At 66.9% G+C, this 25,399-nt stretch carries 18 protein-coding genes; 11 read left to right on the forward strand and 7 right to left on the reverse strand.

From position 1 onward, the window contains the following. Nucleotides 1-125 precede the first annotated feature (125 nt). Nucleotides 126-1,043 carry a LysR family transcriptional regulator gene (locus tag AC5P9F_RS13895; protein WP_062606042.1) on the reverse strand — a complete coding sequence of 306 codons (918 nt, stop codon included), beginning with the start codon at nucleotides 1,041-1,043 and terminating at the stop codon, nucleotides 126-128. A 409-nt stretch (nucleotides 1,044-1,452) separates the two neighbouring features. Next, entirely contained in the window at nucleotides 1,453-2,421 is a 969-nt protein-coding gene (locus AC5P9F_RS13900; RefSeq protein ID WP_005407651.1) for a LysR family transcriptional regulator, read from the reverse strand. A gap of 110 nt (nucleotides 2,422-2,531) precedes the next feature. On the opposite strand from AC5P9F_RS13900, the gene aceB reads away from it, so the two are divergent. The 4 genes from aceB (at nucleotide 2,532) to AC5P9F_RS13920 (ending at nucleotide 9,534) form a co-directional block, all read left to right on the forward strand. After that, nucleotides 2,532-4,154, forward strand: coding sequence for a malate synthase A (gene aceB, locus AC5P9F_RS13905; protein ID WP_043035407.1), 1,623 nt, complete (start codon nucleotides 2,532-2,534; stop codon nucleotides 4,152-4,154). 64 nt (nucleotides 4,155-4,218) lie between these two features. Next, nucleotides 4,219-5,520: an isocitrate lyase gene (aceA, locus tag AC5P9F_RS13910; protein WP_005407653.1), complete on the forward strand. Its 1,302-nt coding sequence runs from the start codon at nucleotides 4,219-4,221 to the stop codon at nucleotides 5,518-5,520. A 418-nt stretch (nucleotides 5,521-5,938) separates the two neighbouring features. Continuing rightward, a complete protein-coding gene (locus tag AC5P9F_RS13915) occupies nucleotides 5,939-6,979 on the forward strand; it encodes a GGDEF domain-containing protein (protein WP_024956231.1) in 1,041 nt (346 codons plus the stop codon). A 17-nt stretch (nucleotides 6,980-6,996) separates the two neighbouring features. Continuing rightward, the gene (locus AC5P9F_RS13920; RefSeq protein ID WP_062606038.1) at nucleotides 6,997-9,534 is read left to right on the forward strand and encodes a putative peptide modification system cyclase; all 2,538 of its coding nucleotides are present in this window, start codon (nucleotides 6,997-6,999) and stop codon (nucleotides 9,532-9,534) included. Here the strand turns inward: AC5P9F_RS13920 and AC5P9F_RS13925 are convergent. Beyond that, a complete protein-coding gene (locus tag AC5P9F_RS13925; protein WP_033833258.1) occupies nucleotides 9,507-9,812 on the reverse strand; it encodes an NHLP-related RiPP peptide in 306 nt (101 codons plus the stop codon). The two genes, AC5P9F_RS13920 and AC5P9F_RS13925, sit on opposite strands and share 28 nt — an antisense overlap. A 143-nt stretch (nucleotides 9,813-9,955) precedes the next feature. Between AC5P9F_RS13925 and AC5P9F_RS13930 the strand changes: the two genes are divergently transcribed. Next, on the forward strand, nucleotides 9,956-11,125 hold the full coding sequence (locus AC5P9F_RS13930; protein ID WP_043035409.1) for a putative peptide maturation dehydrogenase: 1,170 nt from the start codon (nucleotides 9,956-9,958) through the stop codon (nucleotides 11,123-11,125). A 21-nt stretch (nucleotides 11,126-11,146) separates the two neighbouring features. On the opposite strand, the gene AC5P9F_RS13935 is transcribed toward AC5P9F_RS13930, so the two are convergent. From AC5P9F_RS13935 to AC5P9F_RS13945, 3 genes are read right to left on the reverse strand one after another with little or no spacing between them, the layout of a single operon-like run. Next, nucleotides 11,147-13,162 (reverse strand): acetyl/propionyl/methylcrotonyl-CoA carboxylase subunit alpha, encoded by a 2,016-nt coding sequence (locus AC5P9F_RS13935; protein WP_414487302.1) that lies wholly within the window; start codon nucleotides 13,160-13,162, stop codon nucleotides 11,147-11,149. An 8-nt stretch (nucleotides 13,163-13,170) separates the two neighbouring features. After that, entirely contained in the window at nucleotides 13,171-14,781 is a 1,611-nt protein-coding gene (locus AC5P9F_RS13940) for a carboxyl transferase domain-containing protein (RefSeq protein ID WP_180872359.1), read from the reverse strand. A gap of 10 nt (nucleotides 14,782-14,791) precedes the next feature. Then, entirely contained in the window at nucleotides 14,792-15,955 is a 1,164-nt protein-coding gene (locus AC5P9F_RS13945; RefSeq protein ID WP_005407660.1) for an isovaleryl-CoA dehydrogenase, read from the reverse strand. Nucleotides 15,956-16,115: 160 nt separating this feature from the next. On the opposite strand from AC5P9F_RS13945, the gene AC5P9F_RS13950 reads away from it, so the two are divergent. The 3 genes from AC5P9F_RS13950 (at nucleotide 16,116) to AC5P9F_RS13960 (ending at nucleotide 19,276) form a co-directional block, all read left to right on the forward strand. Then, nucleotides 16,116-16,724 carry a TetR/AcrR family transcriptional regulator gene (locus tag AC5P9F_RS13950; protein ID WP_005407661.1) on the forward strand — a complete coding sequence of 203 codons (609 nt, stop codon included), beginning with the start codon at nucleotides 16,116-16,118 and terminating at the stop codon, nucleotides 16,722-16,724. 205 nt (nucleotides 16,725-16,929) lie between these two features. Beyond that, complete coding sequence (locus AC5P9F_RS13955; RefSeq protein ID WP_005407662.1) at nucleotides 16,930-17,448, forward strand: c-type cytochrome; 519 nt, start codon at nucleotides 16,930-16,932, stop codon at nucleotides 17,446-17,448. 382 nt (nucleotides 17,449-17,830) lie between these two features. Beyond that, nucleotides 17,831-19,276, forward strand: coding sequence for an ExeM/NucH family extracellular endonuclease (locus AC5P9F_RS13960; protein WP_049460116.1), 1,446 nt, complete (start codon nucleotides 17,831-17,833; stop codon nucleotides 19,274-19,276). A gap of 301 nt (nucleotides 19,277-19,577) precedes the next feature. On the opposite strand, the gene AC5P9F_RS13965 is transcribed toward AC5P9F_RS13960, so the two are convergent. Beyond that, a complete protein-coding gene (locus AC5P9F_RS13965) occupies nucleotides 19,578-20,435 on the reverse strand; it encodes an EamA family transporter (protein WP_133050854.1) in 858 nt (285 codons plus the stop codon). Nucleotides 20,436-20,478: 43 nt separating this feature from the next. Here AC5P9F_RS13965 and AC5P9F_RS13970 point away from each other — a divergent pair, with 43 nt between their 5' ends. From AC5P9F_RS13970 to AC5P9F_RS13980, 3 genes are all read left to right on the forward strand, one after another. Beyond that, on the forward strand, nucleotides 20,479-21,150 hold the full coding sequence (locus AC5P9F_RS13970; RefSeq protein WP_060380667.1) for an alpha/beta hydrolase: 672 nt from the start codon (nucleotides 20,479-20,481) through the stop codon (nucleotides 21,148-21,150). Continuing rightward, nucleotides 21,147-22,247 carry a cell division protein ZapE gene (zapE, locus tag AC5P9F_RS13975; RefSeq protein WP_274850013.1) on the forward strand — a complete coding sequence of 367 codons (1,101 nt, stop codon included), beginning with the start codon at nucleotides 21,147-21,149 and terminating at the stop codon, nucleotides 22,245-22,247. The genes AC5P9F_RS13970 and zapE overlap by 4 nt, the downstream gene beginning before the upstream one ends. A gap of 632 nt (nucleotides 22,248-22,879) precedes the next feature. Further along, entirely contained in the window at nucleotides 22,880-25,282 is a 2,403-nt protein-coding gene (locus AC5P9F_RS13980; RefSeq protein WP_005407668.1) for a ribonucleoside-diphosphate reductase subunit alpha, read from the forward strand. Nucleotides 25,283-25,399 lie beyond the last annotated feature (117 nt).

The following is a 25,399-nucleotide window of genomic DNA, read 5'->3' on the forward strand; positions in this document are numbered from 1 at the left end:
CGACTATGGACGGTCAAACGGGCATTTTTATGGTGGTTCATCCGGGCTCTTTGGGGTCTGGAGAGGTGTGGTAACCACCATTTTCCAAAGATGTCCCGGATGAACAACGTACAGAGAGATCACAACTAACAGTCGACTCTATCGGCGAATGCCCCGCGCAGCAGCGTGGCGAAATTGCGGATCAACGGGGTTACCCGTTCGCGATGCCACGCCAGCTGCACTTCCGAATGGGCACCGGCATCGGCCAGCGCCACGAAGCGCGATCCTTCCACCCGGATGTGATCGCACGAAGACGGCAGGATCGCGGCGCCCAGGCCTGCGGCGGCCAGGCTGATCAGCGTCGAGGCTTCACCCGCCTCCTGCACGATGCGCGGCGTGAATCCGGCAGCCGCGCACAACGCGATCATGTGGTCATGGATGCCGGCACCGGCACTGCGGCGGAACGCCACGAATGGCTCCTGCGCGAAGTCGCGCAGCGACAGCGTGCCCTGCTTCGACAGTCTGCGCAGGGCAGGATGGTCGGCATGCACGATCAACGCCAGCGGATCGACGAACAGGCTGTGCGCCACCAGTTCCGGCGGCAGCGCACGCTTGCGGATGATGCCCACGTCCAGTGAGCCGTCGAGCAGCGCGTCGATCTGCTGCAGGGTGTTCATCTCGCTCAGCTGCAGCCGCACCTGCGGATACTGCTGGCGGTAATGCAGGATCGAACGCGGAATCTGCGGCGACAGCGGCGTGGCGCGGGTCAGGCCGATGTGCAGTTCACCCTGCTCACCGCGCTGCGCGCGCTGTACCTCGTCCACCGCCGTTTCCACCTGCTGCACGATGGCGCGTGCACGTTCCTGCAGCAGCTCGCCCGCAGGCGTCAGCTGCACACGACGATGGCTGCGCACGAACAGGCGCGCACCGATCAGGTCCTCCAGCTGGCGGATCTGCTGGCTGAGCGGCGGCTGCGACATGCCCAGCCGCTCCGCCGCCTGGCCGAAGTGCAGCGTATCGGCAACAGCGAGGAAGTAACGCAGGTGGCGGAGTTCGATGGACATGGGGCCAGTTTATTCATCGTCAGCCGGAAATGAATCAGAGATGGGATCCGATCCCGTGCCGACCAACGGTCGGCACCCACCAACAGCAGCTGGCACCAACAGCAGCTGGCACCAACAGCAGCAACCAACTGTCGAAGGCGGGGTGGGTCCGGTTGCGGGGGTGTGAGCGGCATGGATGCCGCGACCAAGCCCCCAAGGGTGAGGGCGCTTTGCTTGCGAAGCATTGCTTCGCAAGCGCCCGAACGCACAGCCGCCAGCGGCTGGGCCGGACCGCGGAGCGGGGTTTACGGCGTCCCCCGCAACCGGACCCACCCCGCCATCCCACGGAATGCCCGCTGTTGCCGTTGACGTTGCCGTTGCTTCGGCCTCTGCAGGTGCAGGGCGGCAGCCCTGCAAACCAGAACACCCCTCACCGCTCCGAATGCCCGCTCTGGTCGTAATCGCGTGGGCTGAACAACTCCGGCTGGATCAGCTCGATGAACGCCCGCGCCTGCGCCGACAGCGCCTTGCCCCGGCGCACGATCACCCCGTAACTGCGTTCCGGGAACCAGCGCTTCATCGACCGCGCCGCCAACCGCTCGCGGTCGGCCTCGTTCAGGCACAGCGCCGGCACGATCGAAATGCCCATGCCCATCGCCACGTACTGCTTGATCACTTCCCAGCCGCCGACCTCCAGTGCCACGGTGTAGGCGATGCGGTGGCGCTGGAACACCTGGTCCACCAGGCGATAGGTGATCTGCCGCTTCGGCGGCAGTACCAGCGGATAGCGCGCGATGTCGGCCAGCTCCAACTCGCCGCCACTGGCCAGCGGATGATCGTGCGGTGCGATCAGCACCTGCTCGAAGCGGTAGGCCGGGGCGTAGCTCAGGTCGGCCGGCACATCGGTCATCGAACCGATCGCCAGGTCGGCGGCATCCTCGCGCAGCAGGTCGGTGCCGTCGGCGCTGATCGCGTTGTGCAGGGTCAGGCGCACGTCCGGGTGATGCAGGCGGAAGCGTTCGACGATCTTCGGCAGCAGGTAGAGGATGGTGGAACTGTTGGCGGCGATGTTCAGTTCGCCCGCATCCAGTCCGCGCACCTTGTCGCGGAAGCGCGCCTCCAGCCCGTCCAGGTTTTCCACCAGTGGCTGCGCCATTTCATACAGCAGCTGGCCCTCGCGGCTGGGCACCAGGCGCCGCCCGCTGCGCTCGAACAGCGGCACCCCCAGCTCCCGTTCCAGCGCCTGCAACTGAAGGCTAATCGCCGGCTGGCTGACGAAAAGTGCCTCAGCCGCCCGTGAGACCGAACCCAGGCGCACGGTCTGGCAGAACGCGCGCAGCGGCTTCAGCCGGTCGGATTTGTAGGAAAAACGCGGACTTGGCGGGGTGCGTGTGCTCATCGTGTCACGAGTATTAGCACAACTTATGTAGAACATTGCAAAAACTGTTTTGCCAAATACTCCGGCCCAGCGGCACCGTGGAGACGTTCCCCCACCGCTGGAGTCGCCCCATGTCCGCCGTCGCTTCCGCTGTTCCCACCCCTGCCAGCAAGGCTACCCCCGGCATCGCCCTGGCGACCCGCGTGGCCGGCCAGGACACCGTGCTGCCGGCGCCGCTGCTGGCCCTGCTGGTGTCGCTGCACCGTGCGGTGGAACCGGACCGGCAGGCACGGCTGCAGGCCCGCCGCGAGCGCCAGGCGTTCTTCGACCAGGGCGGCCTGCCGGACTTCCGCGAAGACACCACCGCGATCCGCAACGGCGACTGGCGCGTTGCCCCGCTGCCGGCCGCGCTGCAGGACCGCCGCGTCGAGATCACCGGCCCGACCGACCCGAAGATGGTCATCAACGCGCTGAACTCCGGCGCCAAGGTGTTCATGGCCGACTTCGAGGATTCGACCTCGCCGACCTGGCGCAACCTGCTGGCCGGCCAGCAGTCGCTGGCGGCGGCGGTGCGCGGTGACCTGCAATTCACCGCTGCAAATGGCAAGCACTACAGCCTGCGCCCGTACGACGAGCAGGCGGTGCTGATCGTGCGCCCGCGCGGCTGGCACCTGGACGAAAAGCACGTGGCCATCGACGGCCAGCCGCTGGCCGGTGGCCTGTTCGACGCGGCGGTGTTCGCCTTCCACAACGCCCGCACCCTGCAGGCGAAGGACCGCGGCCCGTACTTCTACCTGCCCAAGCTGCAGAGCATGGAAGAGGCGGCGCTGTGGGAGACCGCGCTGTCGCACATCGAAGGCATGCTCGGCCTGCCGCATGGCCAGATCAAGGTGACGGTGCTGATCGAAACGCTGCCGGCGGTGTTCGAGATGGACGAGATCCTGCACGCGCTGCGTGACCGCATCGTCGGCCTGAACTGCGGGCGCTGGGACTACATCTTCTCGTACCTGAAGACCTTCCGCCGCCACGCCGATCGCGTGCTGCCCGAGCGCGGCCAGGTGACCATGACCCAGCCGTTCCTGAAGGCCTATTCGGAGCTGCTGATCCAGACCTGCCACCGCCGCGGTGCGCATGCGATGGGCGGCATGGCCGCGCAGATTCCGATCAACAACGATGCCGCCGCCAACGAACAGGCGATGGCCCGCGTGCGCGCCGACAAGCTGCGCGAAGTCACCGCCGGCCATGACGGCACCTGGGTTGCGCACCCGGCGCTGATTCCGGTGGCGATGGCGATCTTCGACGAACACATGCCCGGTGCGAACCAGCACAGCGTGCTGCGCCAGGACGTGCGCGTCGGCCGCGACGAACTGATCGCACGGCCGCCGGGCACCATCACCCGCGCCGGTTTCGAAGGCAACGTGGAAGTCTGCGTGCGCTACTTGGCCGCTTGGCTGGATGGCAACGGCTGCGTGCCGATCCACCACCTGATGGAGGATGCGGCCACCGCCGAGATCAGTCGCAGCCAGCTGTGGCAGTGGCTGCACACGCCGGACCAGCAGCTGGACGACGGCACCGCGATCGACCTCGCGCTGCTGGATTCCACCCTCTCGCAGCTGCCGGCACGGCTGGGCGATACCGCCGCGCTGCCCGGTGGCGCACGCATCGGCGAGGCCATCGCCCTGCTCGGCGAACTGAGCCGCAGCGACGAACTGACCGATTTCCTGACCCTGCCGGCCTACGCGCGCATCGACTGACCGACTGCCCGCAAACCCGCCGTTTCCCTCCCCGTTGCACGCACGAACCGAACTGGAGAAAGACATGAGCAAGCTGCCCACTGCCGAACAGATCCAGCACGACTGGGATACCAACCCGCGTTGGGAAGGCATCCAGCGCAACTACAGCGCCGCCGACGTGGTGCGCCTGCGCGGCACCGTCCACATCGAGCATTCGCTGGCCCGCCTGGGTGCGGAGAAGCTGTGGGCATCGCTGCATGAGCGCGAGTTCGTCAACGCGCTGGGTGCACTGACCGGCAACCAGGCCATGCAGCAGGTCAAGGCCGGGCTGAAGGCGATCTACCTGTCCGGCTGGCAGGTGGCGGCCGACGCCAACCTGGCCGGCCAGATGTATCCGGACCAGTCGCTGTACCCGGCCGATTCGGTGCCGGCGGTGGTCAAGCGCATCAACAACACGCTGCTGCGTGCCGACCAGCTGCACCACGCCGAAGGCAAGGATGACATCGACTTCCTGCAGCCCATCGTGGCCGACGCCGAAGCCGGTTTCGGCGGCGTACTCAACGCCTTCGAACTGATGAAGGCGATGATCGAGGCCGGCGCCGCCGGCGTGCATTTCGAAGACCAGCTGGCGTCGGTGAAGAAGTGCGGCCACATGGGCGGCAAGGTGCTGGTGCCGACCCGCGAGGCCATCGAGAAGCTCAACGCCGCACGCCTGGCCGCCGACGTGCTGGGCGTGCCGACCCTGCTGGTCGCGCGCACCGATGCCGAGGCCGCGGATCTGCTGACCAGTGACATCGACGGCAACGACCGCCCGTTCACCACCGGCGAGCGCACCGTCGAGGGCTTCTACAAGACCCGCAATGGCCTGGACCAGGCGATCAGCCGTGGCCTGGCCTACGCGCCCTACGCCGACCTGGTGTGGTGCGAGACCGGCAAGCCGGACCTGGAATTCGCACGCAGGTTCGCCGAGGCGATCCATGCGAAGTTCCCGGGCAAGCTGCTGGCCTACAACTGCTCGCCCAGCTTCAACTGGAAGAAGAACCTGGACGACGCCACCATCGCCAAGTTCCAGCGTGAGCTGGGCAGCTATGGCTACAAGTTCCAGTTCATCACCCTGGCCGGCTTCCACGCGCTGAACTACGGCATGTTCAATCTGGCCCACGGCTACGCACGCCGCCAGATGAGCGCGTTCGTGGAACTGCAGGAAGCCGAGTTCGAAGCCGCCGAGCGCGGCTTCACCGCGGTCAAGCACCAGCGCGAGGTTGGCACCGGCTACTTCGATGCCGTGACCCAGGCGATCCAGCAGGGCCAGTCCTCGACCACCGCGTTGACCGGCTCGACCGAAGAAGAGCAGTTCCACGGCGGGCGCAGCGAACGCGCTGCGTGATGCGGTAGTGCCCGGCCGCTGGCCGGCACCCACGTGCGCCTTCGGGCACTACGGAGAAGCCGGCCAGCGGCCGGCTCTACCGGGGTCGCGAATCCGATCAGGGTGGCCAGGGAAGGGCCAGGCAACGCCGGCCGGTCGGGGGACCTGCCGGCGTTGTTGTATCGATGGAAACGCGATGAACGCATGCAGCGTCAATCCAGCGCACCCCACAGTCCGGCAACTTGGCCGAAACCCTGTGAAGGTGGCCATCAGATTGATCCGGAACGACTTTTCCCTGGACCGTGGCGGGCAGAACGGCCACCGTGCGCCTTCACATCGGGAAAGCGGACCACAAGGCTCAAAATGAGATAGGGCGCACATTTTAAAGCGGTGCTATGCTCCGCGGCTCACCAGGGGACGCTGGCGGCGGGTGCAGGGAATGACCGGCAGGGGTGCGGCCGAGAACAGTGATGTGACGTCAGGTATCGCCCGGGTGGCGATGGCCGAGATCGTGCATGCGCTGCTGTCCGATGCCGAGGTCGCATTGTTCGCCAGATTTGCCCGTCCACGCAAGCTTCATGCCGGGCAGTGGCTGTTCCAGCGTGGCCACCGTGGCGAGCGCATGTACGTGATCCTGGAAGGCCAGATCGAACTGGATTTCGGCGAGGACCTGGTGATCAAGACCCTCGGGCAGCAGGAGTTCTTCGGTGAGCTGGGCCTGCTGGTGGGTGATCACCCGCGCAGCGCCAGTGCGCGCGCCCTGGTGGACTGCGAGGTGCTTGAGCTGGGGCCCGCCGACTTCCATCGTCTGGTGGAATCCGATCCGGGCCTGGTCGCCTACTTCCTGCGCCGCACGATCATGCGCGTGCTGACCAACGAACAGGCGCTGATCAGCCAGCTGCGCCGGCGCAACCATGATCTGGAAACCGCGCTGGACAACCTGTACATCACTACCCACCAGCTGACCCACACCCGTGAACTGGTGCGTACCGATGAACTGACCGGGCTGCACAACCGCCGTGGCCTCACCCTTTACCTGCAGGAATGCCGCGCCGATGGCAGTGGGCTGCCGCAGGCGCTGCTGCTCATCGACTGCGACCGCTTCAAGCAGATCAATGACCGCCATGGCCACCAGGCCGGCGATCGCGTGCTGCAGAGCATGGGCAACATCCTACGCTCGATGGCCGGTGAGCAGGACCTGGCCTGCCGGCTCGGCGGTGACGAGTTCTGCCTGATCCTGCGTCGTGGCAACCACGAGATCGTGCAGCACGCGGCAGAGTTCATCCTCAGCGCGGTACACGGCCTGCTCGAGCGCAGCCACGGCACGCCGCACGTCAGCCTGGTCAGCATCGGCGCCAGCCTGCTGGACCCGGATGCGGGCTGGAGCGAGTGGTACGCCAGCGCGGATCGTGCGCTGTACCAGGCCAAGCGTGATGGTGGCAACTGCCTGCGTTGGGCAGACGCAGTGGACTCACCCTAGATCGGGAGACAGAGGCGATGAATGGCGACAACGGAACGTCGGCGCCGCACAACCAGCAACTGCGCGCCCTGCTGTTCACCGACCTGTGTGACTCGCTGCTGCTGGTCGAACGCATCGGCGATGTCGCTGCCGCCGAACTGTTCCAGGAACACGACCGGCTGGTGCTGGCGCTGCAGCAGCGCTGGAACGGCCAGCTGATCGATCGCTCCGACGGACTGTTCATGCTGTTCGAGCGCCCGATCGACGCGCTTGGCTTTGCATTGGATTACCAGCGTGGGCTGCAGCCGCTGGGGCAGAGACACGAGATCCATCTGCAGGCGCGGGCTGGTCTGCATGTGGGCGATGTGCTGACCTGGGAGAACAGCGCCGAGGCAGTGCGGGCTGGCGCCAAGGCGATTGAAGTCGAAGGCCTGGCCAAGCCGACGGCGGCGCGCCTGATGCAGTTGGCACGCCCGGGCCAGATCCTGCTTTCGGCGGTGGCCGAATCCATCGTGCGTCGCTCCAGTGGGTCGCTGGGCGCGATGGCTGAAGGCCTGCAATGGCGGTCGTTCGGGCGATGGCGCTTCAAGGGCGTGAGCCAGCCAGCCGAAGTCTACGGCGTGCAGGCGGCGGGCATGCCCACGCCGGGGCGGCTGCGGCACACGGCCAAGGCCCGGCGTGATCTTCCGTTGTGGCGCCGTCCGCTGGCGATGGCGGCGCAGGCCGCCGTGCTGCTGGCCGCGGTGCTTGGCGTCTGGTTGCTGACCCGGCCACAGCCGGCCATCGCGTTCGCCGAACGCGACTGGGTGGTGCTCGGCGGGCTGCATAACCTCACCGGCAATCGACTGCTCGATGACGCCCTGGACCAGGCGTTCCGGATCAGTCTCGAGCAGTCCCGCTACGTCAACGTCGTCAGTGACGACCGCGTCGGCCGCACCCTTGAGATGATGCGGAAACCGCCGGATCGCGGTGTCCGTGAACGTGGCGATGCCGCCGCTGTGGCGGTGCGCACGGGCGCCCGCCTGGTGTTCGTGCCATCGGCGACCGATGTCGGCGGCCGAACCCGCTTCAGCGTGGAGGTGGTCGAGCCGTCGACGCTGCGCACCCTGGCCGTGGTATCCGCCGATGCGAAGGCGGGTGCGGTACTGGCGGCGGTGGACGATGTTTCGCGCCAGCTGCGCGATCGCCTGGGCGAAGAGCCCGCATTGATCCAGCGCGACAGCCAATCCCTGCCGGAGGTGACCACGGGCAGCATGGATGCGTTGCGTGCGTTTGCCTTGGGCCAGAAGCGCTACAGCCGAGGAGATTTCAACGGCGCGATGGCATTCTTCGGGCAGGCGATCGAGGTCGATCCTGAGTTCGCCCTGGCATGGCTGGGCCAAGCCCGCTGTCGCTTCGCCATGATGAATTACCGCGATGCCCGGCGTCTGCTGGCAGAGGCTGATCGTCGATCAGGGCACCTTACGCCACGCGAGCGCCTGTACGTGCAGAACTGGGCGCTGCAGATCAGTGATCCGGATCGCGCCACCGATGGCTGGGCGCGCATGGCGGAGCTGTATCCGGATTACATGCCTGCAAGCTACAACGCCGGTCTGAATCTTTTCCACGAGAACCGCCTTGCCGAGGCCCTGGCGCTTTCCAGGCGTGTTGCACAAAGCAGGGTCGAGCTGCCTGAGATCGCGCAGGACCAGTACGGCCGCGCCTTGCTGGCCAGCGAGCGCTACGCAGAGGCTGACATCGCGTTCAGTCGTGCCGCCGGCAATGGTTGGGAAGGTGCATTGATGCGCCAGGCGACGGTGGCGGCAGCGCGTTCCGAGTTCGAGAAGGCCAATGCGCTGCTTGCGCGGATCGATCCAGGCAACTTCCATGCTGGCAATTTCGCTACCACGATTGCGCTTGACCAAGGCGATGTCGAGGGCGCCATCAAGCTCGCCGAACAGGGAAGGATGCTTGCCGGACAGCGCCAGGGCATGGATCGGTACAACTTCGACATGCCCCTGGCCGTCGCCTACATGATGGCCGGCAGAAGGTCGAAGGCGCTGATGGTGGCGCGCGTGGCCGCGACCGCGCCGTTCGCAGAGCTGAGCGGCGAACCCGCGGTGGAGGTAGTGGATCGCCTGGTTGCAGCACACGCGGCAGCCTTGCTGGCACTGAGACTGGGCGATGCCGCACCGGCCAAGGCGGTCCAGGCCCGGATGAACGCGCTTCAGGATCTCCCTGACAGCAGCGTGTTGCGCCAGTACGTCACCCTGTTGGCCGGGCGGATGATGCAGCATGAGGGCCGGCCCCAGGCCGGGCTGGACCTGCTCGTACCGCTGTTGAAGAAGCAGCCACGCCTGCAGGTGCGGCTGGCAGTGCGTGACCTGGCGCTGGAGGCGGGCCTGAAGGATGTTGCCCAGGAGCAGACGCGTTGGCTGCGTGATCGCCCCGGATTTGCATATGCAGAAGCGCAATGCAGCTTCTGCCTGCAGGCGCTTAACGTAGTGGATGTGCGGAGGCTCATGGCGGCGCCGGCAATCGAGGCCGCCGACACCATGGCCTCGATGCCTCAGCGCAGCGTGCGCGGCGAGCCGTAACCGTCCTCCAGCATCGGCACGGAGTAGCCGGTACCACTGGTCAGCATGGCGATGATCTGGTCTTCGGCCTGTGCGATGACGTCTTTCTCCGCCAGGCAGATGTTCTTGCAGCAATCCTGGACGAACTGCTGAAGGTCAGCCGGGTTGGATGGAACGTGTCCAGCCAGCAGTATCGCGGCAGCCGTGTCGGTGGCGAAGAGCTGGCGGAAGGTGTCATCGGTGGCGAGGCGCTGAACCAGCGTCCTTGCGACCGGCAGCGAGAGCGTCAACGTGGGCATTGTGTCCTGCATCCATGGAGTGTCGAGGGGCAGTGGTGATGTCGGCTTGGCAAAGCGGTTCTTGAGAGGGTAGAGCGGGAGATGTAAAGGAATCGGGTCGCGGTTCGATAACGTGGATTCACGATGAAGGAAGGGCTGATCCGATGGATGTCAGGCGCTGCGCGATCGTAGTGGTACAGCCCACCGAGCAGATCCGGTTTGAGTTTGAGGGCCTGCTGCGCGGTGGTGATGGGCTGGTGCGCACGCTTGCCTGGGAGGCACTCGCCCCCCACCTGGATGGACCGGTGGTGCTGGACGCTGCGGCACAGGCACTGCTGGGAAGTCTGAGCCCAAGTGCATGGACCACGCTTGAGGCAGGGGAGGCCTGTTCACCCGCGATGGACCTGCTGATCGCCAGTGGCCTGGTGTTGATCCGCGGACAGGATGACGATGTTGCCGCTCGTGACGAGCGGCTGCGTGCAACGCATTGGCACCCCCTGGCTGCGGTCATGCATGCCTTCTCACGCTGGGAGGATGTTGACGCCGTTCGCAACATGCGTGAATCACAGATCGAAACGGCCTCGCAGATGCGCAGGACGTTGGGACCGCCGCCACCGCACGCTGCCGCTGCCGACGCTGGGTTGGTACCACTGCCGCCTCAGCAGTCCAACGATTTCGACGCACTGCTGGCGCGGCGCGTCACCTGCCGGAACTTCGATGTCACCCGATCACTGCCGCTGTCCCTGCTGAGCCAGATGCTGCAACGGGCATTCGGCAGCAGCAGCTGCCAGCGCGAAGGCGATGATCTGGTGTTCCTGAAGAAGAACGTACCTTCGGGCGGCGGACTGCATCCTGTGGAAGCCTACGTGCTGGTGCGCAATGTCGATGGACTTGCCGCGGGCATGTACCTCTATCGAGCGCAGGGCCACGGACTGATGCCGGTTGAGTGCCCCGTGGCCATCGATCGCGACTTCGTGATGTCCATGGTCGGGCAGCAGCACTGGTTCGCGGATGCGCACGTGCTGGTGGTCCTGGCCCCGCGTTTCAACAGGACGTACTGGAAGTATCGCCAGCATGGGAAAAGCTATCGGGTTGTCGCGATGGAGGCGGGACATCTATCCCAGACGCTGTACCTGGCGGCCACGGATGCCGGCCTGGGAGCATTCATTACTGCAGCGATCAACGAAAAGCCCATCGAACGTGCCCTGGGCCTGGACACGATCAACGAGGGGGTACTCGCGGTCTGCGGTTTCGGATGGCGTGCATCACGGATGACGACCAGCGAACTGGACCCGGCAGGCGTGATCTGGAACCTTGAAGACCGCGCGGGCTGACCCCGCGCGGCCTCTGCTGCATCACGCCGCGTCGAAGTCCACCAGCACCGCGCCATCACCCACCTGGTCGCCGGCCTTGGCGCGATAGCCCTTCACCGTGCCATCGGCCGGTGCCTGCAGGGTGTGCTCCATCTTCATCGCTTCCAGCACCACCAGCGGCGTGCCGCGCTTGACCTCGGTACCGGCGGCGACCAGCGTGGCGACGATCCTGCCCGGCATCGGCGCCAGCAGGCTGCCGGCATCGGCCACGGCGTGGTCTGATTCGCCCACGGGATCATGCAGGGTGAAACGGTGCTGGCCATCGGCGCCGAACAGATACAGCTGGTCACCGTCGCGCAGCAGCTGCAGAGTCCAGCGGCGCTCGCCCAGCTGTACCGCCAGCCCCTGTGCATCGGCCGTGCCGGTCACCCGCATCGGTGCCGCGTCATCGCATTGCACGCGCCAGCCACCGGCCTGCGTCCAGACCTTCAGCGTGTGCCGGCGCTCGCCCTGCTGCAGCGGCAGCACGCGCGGCGCAGACGCGCCGAGGCGCCAGCCGTCCTGTGCCTGCCATGGCGAATGCGGGTCACGGGCATCGGTGGTGGCACCGGCAGTGCTTGCAACAGCGGCCACGGCGGCCAGCTGCCACAGGGCATCATCCGTGTCGCCCACTGCGCTCAATGCCGCCTGTTCGCGTTCGATCAGCGCGGTATCCAGCCTGGCGTGCGCGAACGAATCGGTATTCACCAGCCGGCGCAGGAAGCCGGCATTGGTGGTCACGCCTACCACCTGGCAGTCGGCCAGCGCCTGGCTCATGCGGCGCAGCGCGGCATCGCGGTCCACGTCCCAGACGATCAGCTTGGCAATCATCGGGTCGTAGTACGGGGTGATGCTGTCGCCTTCCTCCACGCCGGTATCCACGCGCACATGGGCCGACGGGGCCGGCAGGCGCAGGCGGCGCAGGGTGCCGGTGGAGGGCAGGAAGCCACGGTCGGCATCTTCGGCATACAGGCGCGCTTCGATCGCGTGGCCGTGGATGGCCAGCTGCTCCTGGCGCAGCGGCAGCGGCTGGCCCGAGGCCACGCGCAGCTGCCATTCCACCAGGTCGGTACCGGTGATGTACTCGGTGACCGGGTGCTCGACCTGCAGGCGGGTGTTCATTTCCATGAAGTAGAAATCGCCGTCCGGGCCGGCGATGAACTCCACCGTGCCCGCACCTTCATAGCCCACCGCGCGCGCGGCATCGACCGCCGCCTTGCCCATCGCAGCACGACGTTCCGCGCTCATGCCCGGGGCCGGCGCTTCTTCCAGCACCTTCTGGTGGCGGCGCTGCACCGAGCAGTCGCGCTCGAACAGGTACACCGCGTCACCGTGGCTGTCGCCGAATACCTGGATCTCGATATGGCGCGGGCGCTCGACATACTTCTCGACCAGCACGTGGTCGTTGCCGAACGCCGAGGCCGCCTCGCGCTGGCAGCTGGCCAGCGCATCGACGAAGTCCTCGCTGCGCTCGACCTTGCGCATGCCCTTGCCACCGCCACCGGCGCTGGCCTTGATCAGTACCGGGTAGCCGATGGCGTCGGCCTGCGTGCGCAGGAAGTCCGGTGCCTGCTGGTCGCCGTGGTAGCCCGGGGTCAGCGGTACACCCGCCTTGGCCATCAGCGCCTTGGCCGCGCTCTTGTCGCCCATCGCGCGGATGGCGCTGGCCGGCGGCCCGATGAAGGTGATGCCGGCGGCGGCGCAGGCATCGGCGAAGTCGGCATTCTCGGACAGGAAGCCGTAGCCGGGGTGGATGGCCTGCGCGCCGGTCGCGCGTGCCGCGTCGAGCAGCGCATCGCCGCGCAGGTAGCTCTCACGCGCGGCGGCCGGACCAATGTGGATGGCTTCGTCGGCCAGGCGCACGTGGCGCGCGTTGCGGTCGGCATCGGAATACACCGCCACGGTGGCGATGCCGAGGCGGCGGCAGGTGGCGATGACGCGACAGGCGATTTCGCCACGGTTGGCGATCAGGACTTTGGTGAACATGGCAACGGGCTTCATGGGAGCGTGCTCGGTCATGGCATGGATTACATGCGGAACACGCCGAAGCGCGTCTGCTGCGGGGCGGCGTTGAGGCTGGCCGACAGCGCCAGGGCCAGCACCCGGCGAGTGTCGGCCGGATCGATCACGCCGTCGTCCCACAGGCGCGCGCTGGCGTAGTACGGGTGGCCCTGCTGCTCGAACTGGTCGCGGATCGGCGCCTTGAACGCGTCTTCCTCCGCAGCCGGCCACTGGCCGCCCTTGGCTTCGATGCCATCGCGCTTGACCGTGGCCAGCACGCTGGCGGCCTGCTCGCCGCCCATCACGCCGATGCGTGCGTTCGGCCACATCCACAGGAAGTTCGGCGAGTACGCGCGGCCGCACATGCCGTAGTTGCCGGCGCCGAACGAACCGCCGATCACCACGGTGAACTTGGGAACCCTGGCGCAGGCCACCGCCATCACCAGCTTGGCGCCGTCCTTGGCGATGCCGCCCTGTTCGTACTTGCGGCCGACCATGAAGCCGGTGATGTTCTGCAGGAACACCAGCGGAATGTTGCGCTGGGTGCACAGCTCGATGAAGTGCGCGCCCTTCAGCGCCGACTCGGAGAACAGGATGCCGTTGTTGGCGATGATGCCGATCGGGTAGCCGTTCAGATGGGCGAAGCCGGTCACCAGCGTCGCGCCATAGCGCGGCTTGAATTCGTCGAAGCGCGAGCCATCGACCAGGCGCGCGATCACCTCGCGTACGTCGTAGGGCTTGCGCGTATCAGCCGGGATCACGCCGTACAGTTCGTGTGCCGGCAGCAGCGGTTCTTCGCTGGCCTGCACCGCCATCGCCGGTTCCGGCTTGCGCCAGTTCAGCTGCGCGATGATCGCACGCACCCGTGCCAGTGCCTGCAGATCGTTGTCAGCCATGTGGTCGGCCACGCCGGATATGCTGGTGTGCACGTCGGCGCCGCCCAGTTCCTCGGCGGTCACTACTTCACCGGTGGCCGCCTTCACCAGCGGCGGGCCGCCGAGGAAGATCGTGCCCTGTTCGCGCACGATCACCGTCTCGTCGCTCATCGCCGGCACGTAGGCGCCACCAGCGGTGCAGCTGCCCATCACGCAGGCGATCTGCGGAATGCCCTGCGCCGACAGGTTGGCCTGGTTGTAGAAGATGCGGCCGAAATGGTCGCGGTCGGGGAAGACTTCGTCCTGCAGCGGCAGGAACGCGCCACCGGAATCGACCAGGTAGATGCACGGCAGGTGGTTCTGTTCGGCAATCTCCTGCGCGCGCAGGTGCTTCTTCACCGTCATGGGATAGTAGGTGCCGCCCTTGACCGTGGCATCGTTGGCCACGATCACGCACTCCACGCCGCTCACCCGGCCGATGCCGGCCACCACGCCGGCGGCCGGCACGGCGTCTTCGTACATGCCATGCGCGGCCAGCGGCGCGATTTCGAGGAAGGCGCTGCCGGGGTCGAGCAGGGCGTCGATGCGGTCACGCACCAGCAGCTTGCCGCGTGCGGTGTGTTTGGCGCGCGCGGCCTCGCTGCCACCCAGCGCGGTGCGCGCCAGGGTGGCGTGCAGATCGTCAACCACGGCCTGCATGGCCGCGCGGTTGGCTTCAAAGGTATCGCTGCCCGGTTGCAGCTGGCTGTTCAGGACGGTCATCGCGGTGGCCTTACAGGGTGCGCTGGAACAGTTCGCGGCCGATCAGCATGCGGCGGATCTCCGAGGTGCCGGCGCCGATTTCATACAGCTTGGCGTCGCGCCACAAGCGGCCGGTCGGGTATTCGTTGATGTAGCCGTTGCCGCCCAGGATCTGGATCGCCTGGCCGGTCAGCCAGGTCGCCTTCTCGGCGGCGTACAGGATGGCACCGGCGGCGTCCTGGCGGGTGGTGCGGCCCTGGTCGCAGGCGCGCGCCACGGCATAGACATAGGCGCGGCAGGCGCCCAGGCCGACGTACATGTCGGCGATCTTGGCCTGGATCAGCTGGAAGCTGCCGATCGCCTCACCGAACTGGTGGCGCTCGTGCACGTACGGCATCACCACGTCCATCGCCGCGGCCATCAGGCCCAGCGGGCCGCCGGACAGCACCACGCGCTCGTAGTCCAGGCCGGACATCAGCACGCGCACGCCACCGCCAACCTGGCCCAGCACGTTTTCTTCCGGCACTTCGCAGTCCTGGAACACCAGCTCGCAGGTGGGCGAGGAGCGCATGCCCAGCTTGTCCAGCTTCTGCGCGGTGGAGAAGCCCTTCATGCCCTTCTCGACCAGGAACGCGGTGATGCCCTTGGCGCCGGCGTCCATGTCGGTCTTGGCATAGACCACCAGCACGTCGGCATCCGGGCCGTTGGTGATCCACATCTTGTTGCCGTTGAGCACGTAGCGGTCGCCGCGCTTGTCGGCGCGCAGCTTCATCGACACTACGTCCGAACCGGCACCCGGCTCGCTCATTGCCAGCGCGCCGACCAGGCTGCCGTCGCACAGGCCGGGCAGGAAGCGCTGCTTCTGTTCTTCGTTGCCGTTCTTGCGCAGCTGGTTCACGCACAGGTTGGAGTGCGCGCCATAGGACAGGCCGATGCCGCCGGAGGCACGCGAGATTTCTTCCATCGCCACCACGTGGGCCAGGTAGCCCATGCCGGTGCCGCCGTATGCTTCTTCCACGGTGAGGCCGAGCAGGCCCTGTTCGCCCAGCTTCGGCCACAGGGCCAGCGGGAACTGGTTGCTGGCATCGGCCTCGGCGGCCAGCGGTGCGACCTCGGCGGCGGCAAAATGGGCCACGCTCTGGCGCAGCAGGTCGATGTCTTCGCCAAGGTCGAAGTTCAGGGATGGCACGTGCATTGTGGTGGCTCCACGACGGGATGGCAGGAAATGGACGCACCCGGCGGGGGAGCGGGCGGCGGTCTGCAGGACCGCTGCCCGCACGGGCGATTGGACCCAGCGTAGCGGGGTTCGGATAAGAAGTGAATACAAATTCAAAAATTGAAACCAGAATCAAAACATGGCCTACAAACGCTCTGCACTGATGGAAGAACGCCTGGCCGGGGCCCGTGAACGGATCCTGCTGGCCACCCGTGAGCTGGTCGCCACCGGCGGCTGGCGCAACGCCCCGGTGACCGCCGTGGCGACCCAGGCGGGGGTATCCACCGGCCTGATCTATCGCCATTTCCCGTCCAAGGCCGAGCTGTTCGTGGAGGTGCTCAACGCCGCGGTGGCCCACGAGGTCGCGATCATGGAGCGCATCGCCAGTGGTCCGGAGGTGGCCAGCGAGCGCCTGCGGCTGGCGATCACCGCCTTCGTTCGCCGCGCCCTGGCCGGGCCGGGGCTGGCGCATGCCTTCATCGTCGAACCGGTCGATCCGGACGTGGAGGCTGAGCGCATGCGTGGTCGTCGCGCCTTCGGCGACGTGTTCCTGCGGCTGGTGGAGGAGGGCGTGGCCGCCGGTGAGCTGCCGGCGCAGGACGCGCATGTGGCCGCCGCCTGCCTGGTCGGCGCCTTCACCGAGGCGATGGTCGGCCCGACCGCACCCAGCCGCGAAGCGCACCGCGACGAAGACGCGCTGGTGGATGCGATCTGCAGCTTCTGCCTGCGCGCGATCGGCGCCCGGTAACGAGGTAGAGCCGGCCGCTGGCCGGCTTCTGCACGATCCATCCGGCGGGATGGCGATGCCGGCCAGCGGCCGGCACTACCGGGCCGGCATGTTGCGCCGCACCAGCAGTGACGCCTGTTGTCGCACGCAAAGCGCGTTCTATACTCGGTCCATCACGCAGTCGCTCAGCCGTGGTCCAACGACTATCAGCCAGGGGTAACGAAGAGTGCGGAATTACGATCTGGAGTTCCTGAAACGCTTCTCCATGGTGATCGCGCTGCTGGCGACCATCACCCTCGGCCTCATCCTCCTAGCCGCCTACATCCACACCCGGATTCCACCCGAGGTGTCGCCGACGGCGGCCAAGCGCACCGAACAGCGCATTTCGCCCACCGGCGCGGTCTATGCCGGCAGCACCGGCGCCGCCGCGCAGGCAGCGGCCAAGGCCGCCGCGCTGGCCAAGGCCGCCTCGCAGGTGGCCTACGGCGGCACCAAGGACGGCAAGGTCATCTTCGACAACCTGTGCACCGCCTGCCACACCACCGGCGTGGGCATGGCGCCGACGCTGGACCATTCGCACTGGGACAAGCGCATCGCGCAGGGCAAGGACACCCTCTACAAGCACGCCATCGAGGGCTACACCGGCCCGGATGGCGGCATCATGCCGCCCAAGGGTGGCAACCCGGCGCTGACCGAGGAACAGATCCACGCCACCGTGGACTGGATGCTGGGCAACCTGAAGTAGGCGCCGGAACGGCCAAACCGCGAAACGGCGGAAACGTTGGAACATGGAACGGCCAAACGGGATGGCGGAACCGCGGAGCATGGAACGGCCGAACGGGATGGCGGAACCGCGGAACATGGAACGGCCGAATGGGATGGCGGAACCGCGGAACGGGGGTAGAGTCGACTGTTAGTCGACTGATCTTCCCAACGCCACCGAAAAAGCCCGCGCTGCGCGCGATAGTCGACTAACAGTCGACTCTACCCGCCGGTCGCCCCAATCGCCGCGGTCGTTCTCCGTCTGCCGCCGGCGGCTTTGCCGGCCAAGGCCAAAACCGCGCGCGTCGCTGGGGTTTCGCATTTCAGGGTTAGTCTGTGCGCCTCTTCCATGGAGTCGCCCGTCGATGCGCCGCCGTTCCCTCGCCCTTGCCCTGTCCCTGCTGCTGCCGGCCGGCGCCTTTGCCCAGGCCCAGCCGCAGGCCGCACCGGCCGCGTCGCCCTCCGCTGCGCGCAGCAGCGCCACCGTGGTGCTGACCGCCGCGCCGGCCGACTGGCGTGCACTGGATGGCCAGCGCGTGCGCATCGCCGCACCGCTGACCCTGGCCGGTACCGACGGCCTGGAGCGCTTCGGCCAGCTCACCGTGGCCTTCGATGGCCGCCTCTGGCAGCCGACCGAAGTGGCCACGCCGGGCACTGCCGGCTATGAGCAGGTGATGGCCGACAACCAGCGCCGCCGCCTGGTGCTGGAAGATGGCAGCGATGCCCGCGACCCGGCCAGCGTGGCTTACCTGCCGGGCAACCCGGTGCTGCGCACCGGCATGCAGCTGCGCGATGTGCAGGGCATCGTGCGCATGGACGCGCAGGGTCATCCGCGCCTGCAGGTCGAAGGCGCGCTGAAGCTGCCGGAGCTGAAGCGCCCGGCGGTGCCGACCGTGTCGGGCAGCCTGCATGTGGCGGCCTTCAACCTGGAGAACTTCTTCAACGGCGACGGCCAGGGCGGTGGCTTCCCGACCCTGCGCGGCGCACGCACGCTGGAGGAACACAAGGCGCAGGTGGCCAAGCTGGTCACCACGGTCAACGCGCTGGGCGCCGATGTCGCCGCGCTGATGGAGCTGGAGAACGACGGCTACGGCCCGCAGTCGGCCATTGCCGAACTGGTCGATGCGCTCAACCGCGACCGTGGCGCGCAGGGCGACTGGCGCTTTGTCGACGCGGGCAACGGCCCCGGTGACAACCCGATCCGGGTCGGCATCATCTACCGCAGCGCGCGCCTGCAACCGCTGGGCAAGCCGGCCACACTGACCGGCGGCCCGTTCGTCGAGCACAGCCGCGTGCCGCTGGCGCAGGCCTTCCAGGGCAAGCAGGGCGCGTCGTTCGTGGTGGTGGCCAACCACTTCAAGTCAAAGGGCTGCCGCGACGCCGCCGGTGCTGACGCCGACCACAACGACAACCAGGGCTGCTGGAACGCCACCCGCGTGACCTCGGCGCAGCAGCTGCACGCCTGGCTGCAGACCGACCCGACCGGTACCGGTGCAAAGGACGCGGTGCTGCTCGGCGATTTCAATGCCTACGCGATGGAAGACCCGATCCGCACCCTGCATGACCTGGGCTGGCAGGACGCGTTCAAGGTCGCCAAGGTCGAGCATCCCTACAGCTACGTCTACAACGGCTATACCGGCCGCCTCGACCACGCGCTGCTGAGCCCGGGCATGGCCAAGCGCCTGCGCGGTGCCGCCGAGTGGCACAGCAACGCCGACGAGCAGGATGCCAGCGGCTACCAGGGCCGCAACGTGCAGGGCCCGTGGCGCAGCTCCGACCACGACCCGCTGTTGTTGGGTTTCGACAGATAAGGTTCGGCGGGGATCTGCTCTGGGAGGGACCTTGATCGGCACGGATGCTGCCGTTGCTTTTGATCTATCAGTCCGCCTTCAAGCGAGCCGAGCATCGCAGGTGAATCAGGGGCGAAGAGGCGCCGATGTTTGAGCGCAGCGAGTTCGGCGCTGTCCCCTGATTCACCGAGAAGCGCAGGGAACCGGTGCACAGCACCGGCTCGCGGCTGGCGGCGCGTTTCTTTTGGTTACTTTTCTTTTCGCGCGAAAAGAAAAGTGACATCCCACCGCGGGCGCGGAAATGGCCCGCCGCAACCAACGCTCACCCCCAGGCGATCAGTCCGATCGCCAGCACCGCCAGCGCCAGGCCGGCGCGGTTCCACTTCGTGGTGGCCTCGCCGAAGGCGAACACGCCCACCAGCGCGCCCAGCACCACCACGCCGATGTTCATGCCGGCGAACACGGTGGCCGGGCTGTCCGGCATCGACTGGTGCGCGTGCACATAGAAGAGAATGTTGCCGCCATTGAGCAGGCCCAGCAGCGCGCCCGCGCCCAGGTTGCGCCAGGCCAGCCGGCTGCGGCCACGCGCATGCCGCCACAGCTGCAGCGCCAGCATCAGCACGAAGGCCACGCTGAAGCTGGCGAGCACCGCCGCCATCGACGGCGTGCCGGACAGCGCCACCTGCTTGAGCAGCACGTCCACCACCGCAAACCCAGCCCATACCCCCAGCAGCCAGCCCCAGCCGCCGGGCGAGGACGCGACCACCGGCCCGCGTGGGCGCAGGCTGATCGCCACCATCGCCAGCAGGCCCAGGCCGAGCCCGGCCAGCTTCCACGGCGTGGCAGTCTGGCCGAAGAACAGGAAGGCGGCCGCCAATGACAGCAGCAGCGACAGCCGCTGCGCCACGTCGCTGCGGACGATGCCGGCCACCGCCACCGCGCGGCCCAGCACCAGGAAAATCGAGGGCAGCACCACCGCCAGCGCCAGCAATGACAGCCACGGCGCGTGCGGCGCGCGCAGCGAATCCAGCGGCGGCTGCAGCACCACGGCGGTGAGCGTTGCCGCCACCAGATAGTTCCAGGTGACCATCTGCGAAACATCCAGCTGGCGGCGTCCGGCCACCTTCAACAACACCGAAACCAGCACGCTGCAGATCACGGCCAAAGACAGGTAGAGCATGGGACGGGCACAGGGCAGGGGCGGGGGACGGTATCATGGTGCCATGCACAAGCACTCGTTCCCCGTCGCCCCCGGCGAAACCGCCTGCCTCGAACTGGACGGCCCGGCCGGCCCGCTGGAAGTGGTCGTCGACCTGCCCAAGGCCGATGTGCCGGTGCAGCCGATCGTGGCCATCATCTGCCATCCGCTGTCCACCGAAGGCGGCACCCTGCACAACAAGGTGGTCACCATGACCGCCACCACCCTGCGCGAGCTGGGCATCGCCACGGTGCGCTTCAACTTCCGCAGCGTGGGTGGTTCGGCCGGTGAGTTCGACCATGGCGTGGGCGAGCAGCACGACCTGAAGGCCGTCGCCGCCTGGGTGCGCAGCCAGCGTCCGGACGACCGCCTGTGGCTGGCCGGTTTCAGCTTTGGCGCGTTCGTTTCACTGAAGGCCGCGGCCGAGTTGCAGCCGGAAGCGCTGATCTCGATCGCGCCGCCGGCCGGCCGCTGGGACTTCGATGGCATCGCCCCGCCGGCCCGTTGGCTGGTGATCCAGGGCGAGCAGGACGAGATCGTCGACCCGCAGGCTGTCTACCAGTGGCTGGACTCGCTGGATTTCCCGCATGAGCTGGTGCGCATGCCCGAGACCAGCCACTTCTTCCACCGCAAGCTGATCGACCTGCGCGGCGCGCTGACCCACGGCGTGAAGCACTGGCTGGGCGCGGCGGCATGAGTGCAACCGAGCTGATCCCGTCGCAGCGGTACGCGGAAGGGGTTGCCCGTGGCGACTGGCAGAACGACCCGGCCCAGCATGCGGCGCTGGCCGAGCTGGACCGCATCCACCTGGGCCTGCTGGACAGTGCCGAGGACGGTTGGCTGGACCGCCTGTCCTCGTTCTGGAAGAAGCCCGAGCCGGTCAAGGGCCTGTACTTCTGGGGCGGCGTCGGCCGCGGCAAGACCTTCCTGGTTGATCTGTTCTACGACGGGCTGCCGATCAAGCAGAAGTACCGCACCCATTTCCACCGCTTCATGCGCAGCGTCCATGAGCGCCTGCGCGAGCACCAGGGCCAGAGCGACCCGCTGGCGAAGATCGCCCAGGAATGGCGCAGCAACCTGCGCGTGCTGGTGCTGGACGAATTCTTCGTCACCGACATCGGCGATGCGATGCTGCTGGCGCGGCTGCTGGAGCGCCTGTTTGCCGAGGGCGTGACCCTGGTCACCACCTCCAACACCGCAGTGGAGAACCTGTACCTCAACGGCCTGCAGCGCGAGAGCTTCCTGCCGGCCATTGGCCTGCTGCAGCGCTTCTGCGTCGAGCTGTACGCCGAAGGTACCGAGGATTACCGCATGCGCGCGCTGACCCGCTCGCCGGTGTACCGCGCACCGCTGGCTGCCGACAGCGATCAATGGCTGGCCACGCGCTGGAACGAACTGAGTGGTGGCCAGCCGGCCAAGACCGGCAACATCGAGATCGAGGGCCGTAAGATCCCGGTCCGCGGCCGCGGCAAGAGCATCGCCTGGTTCGATTTCGCCGCGCTGTGCGAAGGCCCGCGCGGGCCCTCGGATTACATCGAGATCGCGCACGAGTTCAACACGGTGCTGCTGGGCGGCATTCCCGCCTTCGACCGCCTGAACGAAGATGCCGCGCGCCGCTTCGTCAACCTGATCGACGAGCTGTACGACCGCCACGTCAACCTGGTCTGCACCGCCAGCACCTCGCCGATCGAGCTGTACACCGGCCAGCGCCTGCAGGGCGCTTTCGAACGCACCGCCTCGCGCCTGATCGAAATGCAGAGCGCCGAGTACCTGGGTACCCCGCACCGGGCGTGAGGGGCCTGCGGGCGTACGTTGCCGGCCAGCGGCCGGCACGACCCCCCTGGGATTCCGGTAGTGCCGGCCGCTGGCCGGCAATGATCGGGGGAAGGGTGCAACGGCGTTTCCCTGCGGCCGCTGCTCCGGCCTGGCCGACACATGCAGCCTCGGGTCGCTGCCCGGCGGGCGGTCCCGGCGTCCACCGGATTCCCACCGGCTGCCCACCACCTATCCACAGGGTTGTCCCTAGCCAGTTTCATCACTGTCATGTGAAGCTGTCATTGTTCCGTTTTCGCGGTGCGTTGTACCACCGCAATGACGCCTTTCGGGCTTGACTGCGCAGCCCGTTCCGGCAGGTCTGAAGCGTCTGATCCGGACGCCGGCGGCACGATCCTTGCGGCGCAAGGGATTGCCGAATTTCACTACATTTGGCGTTGACGGGCCCCATCACCCCCACTATCTTGTGGCCGTCGGTCGCAGCAACCCCAATTTCAGGGATGCCCGGGTACCCATCCGCGATCGTCAACGGCAGTGGCAGGCGCAGGGTCTCATCCGCTGCGACGCCGTCCTGCCATCCTGGGCTGTCATGTCCCGGGCTGCGTCACCCGATGCATCGAGCACCCACCAATCACGCCAAGAGGACACACGCCGTGACCACCGAATCCAGCGCCACCATCGAGAAGGAAAGCGAATTCCTGTTGACGTCGCCGCCGACGGCCAACGCGATGAGTGTGACCAAGCGCAATGGCACGACCGAACTGGTGGACCTGAACAAGATCGTGCGCGCGGTGCAGCGTTCCTCCGAAGGCCTGCACGCCGTCGATCCGATGCGCGTGGCCACCCGCACCATTTCCGGCCTGTACAACGGCGCCACCACCCGCGAGCTGGACGAACTGTCCATCCGCACCGCCGCCCTGCTGATCGGTGAAGAGCCCGAGTACGGCCGCCTGGCTGCGCGCCTTCTGGCCAACTACATTGCCAAGGAAGTCTCGGGCCAGGAAATCTACGCCTTCTCGCAGTCGGTCAGCCGTGGCCATGAAGTCGGTCTGATCAACGACCGCCTGCTGAACTTCGTGCAGACCAACGCGCGCAAGCTCAACGATGCCATCGACATCTCGCTGGACCTGAACTTCGATTACTTCGGCCTGCGTACCCTGTACGACCGTTACCTGCTGCGCCACCCGCACACCCGCAAGGTGATCGAGACCCCGCAGCAGTTCTTCCTGCGCATCGCCAGCGCGCTGAGTGAGGACGTGTCCGAGACCCTGGCGCTGTACAAGCGCATGGGCAACCTGGACTACCTGCCGTCCAGCCCGACCCTGTTCAATTCCGGCACCACCCACGAGCAGCTGTCCTCGTGCTTCCTGCTGGACTCGCCGCAGGACTCGCTGGAGTCGATCTACTCCAAGTACGGCGACATCGCCCAGCTGTCGAAGTTCTCCGGCGGCATCGGCGTCAGCTACACCCGCGTGCGTTCGCGTGGTTCGCTCATCAAGTCGACCAACGGCCACTCCAACGGCATCGTGCCGTGGCTGAAGACCATGGATTCGTCCGTGGCCGCAGTGAACCAGGGTGGCAAGCGCAAGGGCGCGGCCTGCGTGTACCTGGAAACCTGGCACGCCGACATCGAGGACTTCCTCGAGCTGCGTGACAACACCGGTGACGAAGCCCGCCGCGCGCACAACCTGAACCTGGCCAACTGGGTGCCGGACCTGTTCATGAAGCGTGTCGAAGCCGACCAGGAATGGTCGCTGTTCGATCCGCGCGTCGTGCCGGAGTTCACCGACCTGTTCGGCGAAGCCTTCGAGGCCGCCTACCTGCAGGCCGAAGCCCAGGGCAAGGCCAACCGCACCATCTCCGCCCGCAAGCTGTACGCCCGCATGATGCGTACGCTGGCCGAGACCGGCAACGGCTGGATGACCTTCAAGGACAAGTGCAACCGCGCCAGCAACCAGACCCTGCGTCCAGGCAACGTGATCCACCTGTCCAACCTGTGCACGGAAATCCTGGAAGTCACCTCCAACGATGAAACCGCGGTGTGCAACCTGGGTTCGATCAACCTGGGCAACCACTTCGACGAGCACAACGAGTTCGATTTCGAGAAGCTGGCCGAGACCGTGCGCCTGGCCGTGCGCCAGCTCGACCGCGTCATCGACCTGAACTTCTACCCGATCGAAACCGCCCGCCGCGCCAACCTGCGCTGGCGTCCGGTCGGCCTGGGCTGCATGGGCCTGCAGGACGTGTTCTTCCGCAAGCGCCTGCCGTTCGACAGCGCCGAAGCCCGCGCCCTGTCGAAGAAGATTGCCGAAGCGATCTACTTCCACGCGCTGGAAACCTCCTGCGAGCTGGCCCAGGAACGTGGCAAGCACCCGTCGTTCAACGACACCCGCGCCGCCAGTGGCGAACTGCAGTTCGACGCCTGGAACGTGGTGCCGGAAGACACCGCACGCTGGGACGCCCTGCGCGCCCGCATCAAGGAACACGGCCTGCGCAATTCGCTGATGATCGCGATTGCGCCGACCGCGACCATCGCCTCGATCGCCGGCTGCTACGAGTGCGTCGAGCCGCAGGTGTCCAACCTGTTCAAGCGCGAAACCCTGTCCGGTGACTTCCTGCAGGTCAACCGTTACCTGGTGAACGAGCTGAAGAAGCTGGGCCTGTGGACGCCGGAAATGCGCGATGCCATCAAGCTGGCCGAAGGTTCCATCGCCGGCGTGGCGCAGATTCCGGAAACGCTGCGCGAGGTCTACCGCACCGCGTGGGAACTGCCGATGCGTTCGCTGATCGACATGGCCGCCGAGCGTGGCGCCTTCATCGACCAGTCGGCCTCGCTCAACCTGTTCATGGAAAGCCCGAACATCGGCGCGATGTCCTCCATGTACATGTACGCCTGGAAGCAGGGCATCAAGACCACCTACTACCTGCGTTCGCGCCCGGCCACCAAGATCGCCAAGACCACGGTGAGCGCTGCGGCCCCGGCCAAGGTATTCAGCCCGGACGAAGCCATCGCCTGCTCGCTGGAAAACCCGGAAGCCTGCGAGGCCTGCCAGTAACACACCGCGCGGTGGGTGCCGACCGTTGGTCGGCACTCGAACACCTCGCACCTGTAGAGCCGAGCCATGCTCGGCTGCGGAAAAACACCCACGGTAGCGCCGGGCCACGCCCGGCGG

The organism is Stenotrophomonas sp. YJH_SMC_4, assembly GCF_059371575.1.